Origin of the sequence: Psychromonas sp. SP041 (assembly GCF_000470315.2) — a bacterium.
GTDB lineage: Bacteria > Pseudomonadota > Gammaproteobacteria > Enterobacterales > Psychromonadaceae > Psychromonas.
On sequence record NZ_CBRF02000066.1, the window covers coordinates 1 to 9,243 of the forward strand.

General features: G+C 36.4%; 8 protein-coding genes. 4 read left to right on the forward strand and 4 right to left on the reverse strand.

What is annotated here, in order from left to right; genetic code table 11:
* Positions 1-690 precede the first annotated feature (690 nt).
* From SP041_RS20330 to SP041_RS20340, 3 genes are read right to left on the reverse strand one after another with little or no spacing between them, the layout of a single operon-like run.
* Positions 691-1,197: a GDYXXLXY domain-containing protein gene (locus SP041_RS20330; protein ID WP_025565920.1), complete on the reverse strand. Its 507-nt coding sequence runs from the start codon at positions 1,195-1,197 to the stop codon at positions 691-693.
* Positions 1,187-2,320 carry a DUF4401 domain-containing protein gene (locus tag SP041_RS20335; protein WP_025565919.1) on the reverse strand — a complete coding sequence of 378 codons (1,134 nt, stop codon included), beginning with the start codon at positions 2,318-2,320 and terminating at the stop codon, positions 1,187-1,189. Before SP041_RS20335 ends, SP041_RS20330 begins: the two co-directional genes overlap by 11 nt.
* Complete coding sequence (locus SP041_RS20340) at positions 2,317-3,288, reverse strand: DUF2157 domain-containing protein (protein WP_025565918.1); 972 nt, start codon at positions 3,286-3,288, stop codon at positions 2,317-2,319. The genes SP041_RS20335 and SP041_RS20340 overlap by 4 nt, the downstream gene beginning before the upstream one ends.
* Before the next feature lie 557 nt (positions 3,289-3,845).
* Here SP041_RS20340 and SP041_RS20345 point away from each other — a divergent pair.
* Positions 3,846-5,087 (forward strand): hypothetical protein, encoded by a 1,242-nt coding sequence (locus SP041_RS20345; protein ID WP_025566190.1) that lies wholly within the window; start codon positions 3,846-3,848, stop codon positions 5,085-5,087.
* An 86-nt stretch (positions 5,088-5,173) separates the two neighbouring features.
* Positions 5,174-6,124: a CPBP family intramembrane glutamic endopeptidase gene (locus SP041_RS20350; protein ID WP_025566189.1), complete on the forward strand. Its 951-nt coding sequence runs from the start codon at positions 5,174-5,176 to the stop codon at positions 6,122-6,124.
* A 525-nt stretch (positions 6,125-6,649) separates the two neighbouring features.
* Here the strand turns inward: SP041_RS20350 and SP041_RS21295 are convergent.
* Positions 6,650-6,949, reverse strand: coding sequence for a hypothetical protein (locus SP041_RS21295; protein ID WP_025566188.1), 300 nt, complete (start codon positions 6,947-6,949; stop codon positions 6,650-6,652).
* A gap of 436 nt (positions 6,950-7,385) precedes the next feature.
* On the opposite strand from SP041_RS21295, the gene SP041_RS20360 reads away from it, so the two are divergent.
* Together SP041_RS20360 and SP041_RS20365 are read left to right on the forward strand one after the other, a co-directional pair.
* Complete coding sequence (locus SP041_RS20360) at positions 7,386-7,925, forward strand: hypothetical protein (RefSeq protein WP_025566187.1); 540 nt, start codon at positions 7,386-7,388, stop codon at positions 7,923-7,925.
* 131 nt (positions 7,926-8,056) lie between these two features.
* Positions 8,057-9,028 carry a hypothetical protein gene (locus tag SP041_RS20365; RefSeq protein ID WP_025566186.1) on the forward strand — a complete coding sequence of 324 codons (972 nt, stop codon included), beginning with the start codon at positions 8,057-8,059 and terminating at the stop codon, positions 9,026-9,028.
* Positions 9,029-9,243 lie beyond the last annotated feature (215 nt).

Consider the following 9,243-nt stretch of genomic DNA (forward strand, 5'->3'; position numbering starts at 1 on the left):
GTGCAACTTCTAATTTAAATTCGGGTGAATAAGTTGGTCTTGTTTGTTTTGTCATATTAATACCTGATTAGTTAAAGTGAGTTTATCACCTCTAATCAGATGGCCAAATTCATTATGCCACTACATACAGTCTCTTAAAATCAAAAGCGAATTAACCACGAAGGCATGAAGGGTAAAGAAGGTTAGTTCAACAAACATTAATATTAATCAATCTTGTGGGGTTTCTTCGTGCTCTTCGTGTAGCGCAGCGGCTTCGTGGTTGATTACTTCTTTTAAATTCAAAAACGGTTTAACCACGAAGGCACGAAGAGTAAAGAAGGTTAGGTTAAAAACATTACTAATCAATATATTATGTGTTTTTCTTCGTGACCTTCGTGTAGCACAGCGGCTTTGTGGTTGATTAGGGGCTCTTAAAGTCAAAAGCAATTTAACCACGAAGTCACGAAGGGTAAAGAAGGTTAGTTCAACACATTAATATTAATCAATCTTGTATCTTGTCGGTTTTCTTCGTGCTCTTCGTGTAGCGCAGCGGCTTCGTGGTTGGTTACAGTCTCTTAAAATCAAAAGCGAATTAACCACGAAGGCACGAAGAGTAAAGAAGGTTAGGTCAACACATTAATATTAATCAATTTTGTGGATTTTCTTCGCTTTCATCTTGCAGCGCAGCGGCTTCGTGGTGACTTACCGTTTTTACTCTACTTTGATTTCAGTTAACTGCTCGGTAAACATTGCATTCAATAATAGCTCTCCTTTTTCACTGACTTTGAACTCACCATATCGAGCTTTTTCGTAAAGTTCAGCTGTACCTTCTTCAAAGAAAAAAGCGTTAGTGGCGAATTTTATATTATCGTCGCGTACACGATAATTAAGTCGAAGTTCATTTCCTTGTAACGATTTCCCTTGGTAAATTCTTTGAAAAGTACCTACTTTATTATCATCTAAGCTCACTACAATTTGCCCATCATGTGTACTTTTTAAGGTTTTGTTGGAGCTTGATTGGAGCGCACCATAAAGTTGATCCGCAGCATCAAAGCGTAGCGCCATATAATCACCTTGCATTAACGAACGAGGATCTACAGGCGATAGTTTCAAATATACGGTATCGCCTTGTTTTAAATGTTGCTCTTTACTGACAATTGAAAAGTTCATCACCGCTAAAATAACCAACAACATGCCTATTACGATTTTAGATTGCATCGTTATCTCCTTGCTGTGGATTAAGCTGTTTATGAGAAAGTTCTGACGAATCCGAATGAATCTGCATCGGATTCAGCCATTTTAATAAGGCATAACGAATCGCCAATATGAATAACCCCATCATGAATAAAATGACCGATTTTTCTAATAAAGTAAGTGTTAATAAATAGTAATAACTGGAGATATAAAAGAGTAATGAGGTTATTCCTAATCCTTGTAAGACTTTATTACTGTTTGAAAATCCAACTATCAATAGAGCAAAACCAATAGTAATACCAGAGGCTTGCATCGATAAAAGACATAAACAGATAGTTGCGCCAATAATGGCTAATTTAGTGTTAAATGGAAAATGATGCTGGCTACGCTGCATTAAAGTGACGATTAAATAAAGCATAGTGAAGAGTAATAACAGTTCATCTAAATAGTAATACCATGACTGTTCTAATGTGGTTTCATTTAACCAATAAGCAAGGTCATAACCAATGATGTAAGAGGCTTTGAACGGAATAAGTAACAATATAATGCCATAACTAATTGCTTCAAAGGTAGGCTGCCATTTTACTGAACGCCATTCATTGAGTACTAAAAATAATGCCAATAATAATAAACTTGCTGAAGTAAATGCTGAAAGCTGCAAATAATGAAAACACATGGTTAATGCAATACTTGCAAAAAAAGCAGAGCAAACGCTATGTATATAATGCGGCATGATCAGGCTTAAGCTACTTTGTATAATAAAAATAGCAAACCAAGGAAATACAGAAAAGACCGTATTATCAATCATAAAAATAGCCCAAGCTAGCAATGCTTGTCCGGCTAAGCTAAAGGCAAGCATAAGATGCTCTAGGAATTCAGATGGCTTATTTTTTAACATTTGATAAGCCATTAATATCATTCCAGAACCGACGACTAAACAAACGGCGCTGTTTTCCACCAAGTCTTGTAAAGTGAGCAAAAAGAAGCCCAAGATAAATAGTGAGGCAAACCAACCAGAACAAGCCAGTAAGAGTTTTATAAACCAAGGTGAGTCTAATGTCTCTGCAGGTTGAAACTCGCCGTTGACTAAGGCTTTCTCTTGAAGTCGTTGCCACAGTCTTTGCTGTTGAGTCTGTTGTATCTTCATGACAACATCTCCTTATTGACTTTTTTCAACCAAATGGTCGCTAAGCTCGTTAGACCAATGATTAACACTGACGTCAGTAGAAAGAATCCTTCAATATAATCCTCATTCAGATTGTCGATACAAGCAGTGATAATAACAACAATGCTTGATAAACAGCCGCCTGCGAGCATAAATAAGTCGTGTCGAAGATGACGATAAACCACATATAACGCGGCAATAAAGACTCCCCAAAAGAAGAAAGGTAATAGGCTAGTATTGTGTGAATCTATTATCATATCAACAACAATAAAGGTGATCATAAAGCCTGCTAATGAAGCGATGCTTCGAGCTAACCAACGAGATGATAAATAGGTGAAGCGTCGGCTGCTCAGTTCCAATGTAGTTAATGCAATACTGTTCAGAAAAAATACTGCAATCCAGAGATTACCATCAGCTGATAAAAATAACGTTAAAGGGAGGCCAAAACTATCAATGTAGAGGCTTAAAGCAATATTTAATAAACCCAACCAACTCAACCATAATGGCGCAAAACGAGCGATGACAACCCAAGGTATGATCAAAACAGCCCAAAAAAAGAACAAAGTCCAAGGATCCGCGCCCGTTTGATACGTTTGTCCGAAAAAGGCCATTAACACGCCGACCATTAAACTGCTCACTAATAAACTAATTTGTGCTTTGAGACTGTCTTTTTTGGCAAGCCAATAGATAAATATAGTGGCAATAAGCAATGATTCTATTAAAGCAAACTTTCCAAAACGTCCCCAATCATCCCAGTTATAGGCAATAAAAAAGAGCACTGAAAAAGCCAAACTTAGCGCCCCTAAACACAGTAATAATCGGTCGATAAACTTAAACCAACTGTTTATGGTAGGCGAAACCTGTGTACAGTTAAGTGCCTCATTAATTTGAGCTGGTTGAACATAACCGCGCTTTATAAAATCACTAACAATGTGGCGTGATGATGGCATTGCCTCTTCCCTGATGATGTTTTTGTCTAGTTTATACCGATTACATTAAATAAGTGATCTAAATTTTGCGCAGGAAAAATGACTTAGTTTAAGGCGTAAATTGAGCTAAATGGTTGTCCCCTTTACGAAATTTACAACGAAGAAATAAGTTATTTTAACCAGTAAAATAGATCAGTTAATTAGTGTGATTGGTATTACATCAAAGATAACTTAAATACGGATGTTAAGTACAATTTTAAGATTCGATAGTGGCTGTTATAGTTGGTGACTTACTACTCATTAATAAGTAGAGTGACTCGATGCACTTAGCTTTAAAGGCCGAGTCTGCTTTTCAACAAGTGACCGACAAAAAATGAATAGTTTTCATCTGTTCGTATGATCGAGTTTATGTGTTTTTCGATACAGTAAAGTATCAATCATAAACACACCTTGGCTATGGTTGAACATATTGAATATGACATGTTTTCTTCACTATTTTGGCTTTTACTGAGAGCATAAATAATAGGTTTACTACTGTTAACCCAATTGATTAAATACACATTATAAATAGGCTTTCGATGATAATAAAAAAACAACTTAAATGTACCTTACTGTTTGTCATTACTATTGTTGGCATACTTGGCTGTAATAGCACGCCTGCTCAATCTAATGATTCAGCCTTAGATATTGAAGAAGAGTACATTGACGAAAATGCAAATTGGTTAGCAGGTTCTTGGGGCATAACGCAAAGAGTTGATGGTGGCTATAAGCTTGATCAATCCGTCGATGCCGGATCTGCTCACTGGGTTGCTGGTGCCGAAGAGATAGTTAAAAATCTTCCTTCATCAGGACATGTCATCACTTCTTTCACTCATCCTGCTCATGCTTTTCTTTTTACATTACGTGATAACGACAATGTTGATGTAGCCGCTATCCATCCAGATATGGTACCTCGGCTTGAAAATGAACAAATCATTTTTGATGTGATTAATGTTTATCGAAAGGCGGGCAAAAAAGTTATTTTATATTTAAATGCAGCAGGGCCATCAATGATCACTGATAATGATCCTGAAAATGAACGCGAGATAAAAGTCGCATGGGAAGAGTACTATAATACTGAATGGAATGGTGATGAAGGTGCTGCTTGGCGCTATTTAGTAGAGGGTTATGCCAAAAGGTTTGATGGTTTAGTGGATGGCTATTGGTTAGATAATGTGAGGAAATTACCAGGTTCACTATCTGATTTTGTTGATACGTTACGCAGCGTCGACCCAACGTTAGCGATTGGCATCAATGAAAAAAAAGCGTATTTTACCGATGCCAGTGGCGAGTATCTTTATGTTGATAGTGATGGTTTAGATGATCAAGATGACACTGATTATAAAATAATAAAACATGTACCTACCAACGAATACGGAGACTTTACTGCTGGTCATATCACACCGCTAGGGCGAGGTGCACCCCCTAACTCTTGGGGTTACGAAGAATATACGATTCCAGATATGCAAGAGACCCCTTGGGATAGTTACAACGGCAATAAAAAAGCACTTAAGCACGGTTGGTTTCCTATTAGAAGTACATGGAGTAGTTCAAGGTCTGATTTAGTCTTTGGGATCGAGCAAGCCTATCGTTTTACTCGTAAGATTACTGATGCTGGCGCGGGTATTACTTGGTCAACGACTCAAGATGAAGGTTATATGAGTGCAGATGAAATGGATATTATGATAGAAATTGAAAATAGAATAACTCAAACCCCAAAAGCAAACTATGAAGCTTATCAAAGGCCAGTTGGCGCTTATTTATTAGGCGAAACGCCTTAATAGTAAAATCGGCTACTAAAAAGTAGCCGTTAAAAATCAGTTAATATAACAGCCTAAAAACAAACCCTGAGCATATAAAAAATAAAATGACTTTTTATCTATTAGCGTTATCGATTTTATGTGTTTTACCATACTGTAAAGTATCAATCATCAAGCAACCGCTTTGGTTATGGTTAATGGCTTTGAGTGTTGCCAGTGGTTACGTCGAACAACATATAGATACTGTTGGGCTGGTGGCTATTGTGGTTTATGTCGCTTTATATCATGGCGCGCTTTACATAAAACAGCCAATAATACGGGCAATATTAAGTACTACTTTTATTGCCAGTTCATTGGCATTAGCCGTGCATGCAGTGCCCGGTTTTAATAACTTACCCATTGTCATTAATGAGTTAATCACTAGCGATGCTATTCCCTATACCCTTTACGCTAACTTTGATAAGGGTGTGGCTGGGTTATTGGTTTGTGCTTACTTTTTTTCTAAGAGCCAAACAACTAAAGCCTTAGATACAACTAATGCAAATACAACTACAGCAAATACAACTACAGCAAATATAACTACAGTAAATATAATTACAGGAAAAATCAGTACGATAACAAAGCTTAAACAGCCTTTTTTCATTATTATTTGTACCGTATTAGCGACCTTGACGGTAGCGTTAATGATTGGGCTCGTCGGGTTTAGCTCTAAAGTGCCAGACTTTTGGTTAGCCTTTATTGCTATTAATCTTTTGTTTACCTGTGTTGCTGAAGAGGCGTTCTTTAGAGGTTTGTTACAAACTAAGTTGTCGCAATTAATCACAGTTAAACGTTTAGCTATTTTTGCACCGCTTATAACTGCAGCTGTTTTTGCCTTGGCGCATTTTATAGGGGGATGGAGTTATGTGTTGGTATCAGGTGTGGCAGGGTTTGGTTACAGTTATATTTTTTATAAAACACAGCGATTAGAATGGGCGATTTTGTGTCATTGGTTAGTGAATGTTTCACACTTCTTTTTGTTTACTTATCCGATGATAGGGAAGGTGGCTCCTCTTTGATTTTTTAGAGGGTTCGTCTGCGCTCATCGCTTTACATTGATATTTCCTGCTTGGTATTTCGCGCTAACAGCGAGTTACTTTCTCTCTGCCAGCAGAGAAACCTATGTTTATAAAGAATCAAAGAGACTGACACCGGATCTCTTTCTGATCCAAGTAATCCATTCATTTTTAACGTACTGTTTATATGATGTGTTTTACACTGAGCTAATAACGGCAAGGGGCAGGCAGAGCTTAGCCCGCTCATATAACTATGCTGCCGTATAGATCGCTCAATGCACTAGCCTCAACTAACCCAAACATCCTGTTTGGCTTTACTAAAATGAATGGATGACTTGGGAAAACTCAACGGTGGGTGGATGTAGCCATTATTAGGCTTGGCTCAATTTCGCTAGTTTGAGCAAGCTAGGCTTTATTTACAGTCTGTTAGCCTGAACTCATTGATACATTTAGAAGTCTATTTGCTTAGTGTTTCGCCTTAGCGGCGATCTTGCTTTTTTTACTTGTAGGTAAACCTTTTTACAAAGCTTATATATTGAGTGCAAAACTGAGCAGGACACGTTTTCCTGATTCGATTTTCGTGACGCTGTGTTCGTACTTGTCGGGTCTAAATAAATACACGCGGTTGAATAAGTTAATAATGCATTTTGTACACTTAAACACACCACCCACTTTTGGCTGTACCAATATGAAATTGAGTTTGTAATATCGCCCTTCTTGAACATTGTCAACGTGGCTCATTACACTGTGGTTAATAGGGTAGGTCACTAAATTTATTGAAAAAATCTTACTATAAAAAATGGTTTTGTTTTTAATATTTGCAGTCATATTGTCTCCATGCTGTTTACGTCTTTATTGTAGCATTGAGTCACCTTGTAATACGTTAGCTTACTGATATCAAAATACGATGAGATATAACCAAATGGTTTGTTTGTTACGATATGAAAAGGTTTTTATCATTTGGGAAAGTTTAAATATGAAAAGGGAGGTGTCGTTACATTGAATGATGCTTTAAGCTTTCAAAAAATTAAACCACGAATAAATTCTCATCTATTTTCTAATGTGCAGTCTTTTCACCACAATTATGACAGTTTGCTGTCTTTTGTCATGATGAATAAATCATAACTTTATTATATCTCTTTGTTTTATCGTTAAATCAACGTAAAGTTATGTAATATTTTAATCATTAACTCTTGTCGTGTTTCCGCGGTTAAAGTGATATTTTGTGAGTTAATAAAGCTGTTATGTTTTAAAGGAGTAGTGTTTGCCAAAATTTCATGAAATACAAAGCAGATTTGAATGGTTAAACGCATTTTTTCGTTCGTATCATTCATTTTTAGTTATTGAAGATAAATGTGATGACTTAGATCGTTCGTATAAAGACTTGAGCCCTTTTACACATTTAAATAATGTTCTGTTATATGACACAGTCATAAATTGGTGCAAGATATTTGGTTCCCATAAAGAAGAATGTCATTGGAAAAAAGTTGTAAAAAATCATGATCATTTTCGTAGTTATCTCTTTAAATCAATTGGTAAAACGCAAGAGGAATTCTCTGAATATCAAGGGGAAATAGTCGACTTTAGAAACAAGTGGGTAGTTCACTTTGACCCTAATTATAAACATCCAGCGGTTCCATTTTTCGATATTGCTCATGATAGCGCTGTTGCGCTTCATTGTTATCTTAAAGAACAATCAAATGAAGAGTTTCCTTATGGTGGTCCAGAGGATATTGAAGAGTTTGGAAAAGATGTTTCTAAGGCATTGTTTTCAAAGTTATTAACTGGCGAAAATAAAACATAACAAGCACTTGCAGTCCGACAGCTGGTATTACGCTATTTTTGCGTTACTCGCTGTCGCTCGAACAATAACACAAAAATAGCTCCATACCAGCTGCGGCTGAAGTGAGCGTTAAATGGCAAAAGGAGTATGCATTGCCTTCTATATTTTATCAAAGTAGTGATTATGTTAATAATTACGGCCACATAAATACCAATGGCGAGAGTAGCTTAAGGTGTAAAAAATTAGACCTTTATCGCTCGATGGTTACGGTTGGGAATCCTAGCTTTATAACAAAGAAGCAGATAAAAGACTTTGGATTAGCAAGAGCTATTTATAGCTCAGTAATCGAAAAGGTCGGTGTTGTTTTTGAAAATATTGCATCTGATAGAAATGGTATGAGATTACACCCAATATATCATTCACATGTCAGTGATAAAAAAAGAATTGTAAGTTACAACTTAGGAATGGCCTTTGCTAAATTCTATGCTGAAAAACTACTAGATATACCAAGCCTGATCCATGTTGAAAATCTAAAGTCGTTAGGAGTAATAGAATTTAATGATGTGGATGGAAGGGGAAGAGAACCTGATTTAGTCGGTCAATGTTCAAATGGACATTGGCACGTATTTGAAGCCAAAGGCATGTCTAATAATTCACTAAACTCAAAAATATTAAGTGCGAAAGAACAGGTTCAAAGAGTTGCGACAATAGATGGAGTAGTTCCAGGGACCCTTAATGCATGTGCTACATATTTTAATAATGATCGAATATTAACTTATCTAGTTGACCCTGAGAGTAAAAAAGAAAAGTCGTTTAGATTAAAAAAAGATACATTTATTGACGCAAGTTATAAATCTCTTTTTTTAATGGAGAGTGCTTTAAACAGAAAGCTTGAACTCAATATTGAAGATGGATTTAGATATTATTCAATTAACGTTGAAGCAAAAGGTGTAAACCTCAAAATTGGTCTCGAAGAAGAAGTGCATGACTTATTAAAGCAGAAAGAGTTTGAAAGAATATCTCAAATGTCTAAGTCAAAGTTTAAGGAACAATCTAGCATATTAAGGGATCACGACTACTCGCTTGGTTTAGATGGAATCGTCGTGAAATACCGTGATTATTAGCCATTTAACAAGTTGCTTAAACGGACACAAACAGCTGGCTGTGCTCGTTCCTCGCTATTATAGCCAGCTATTTTTAGCCGCTTAGCAAAGCGTTGAGGCTGTAGAATTTCTCCGAAAAGAACGTTTTCACGTTCTTTTTTTATAATATCTCATTGTACAAAAAACAACCTTGATTGAACTGTCCCTCTGTGATCTAATAGTTATTATTCGCTCAG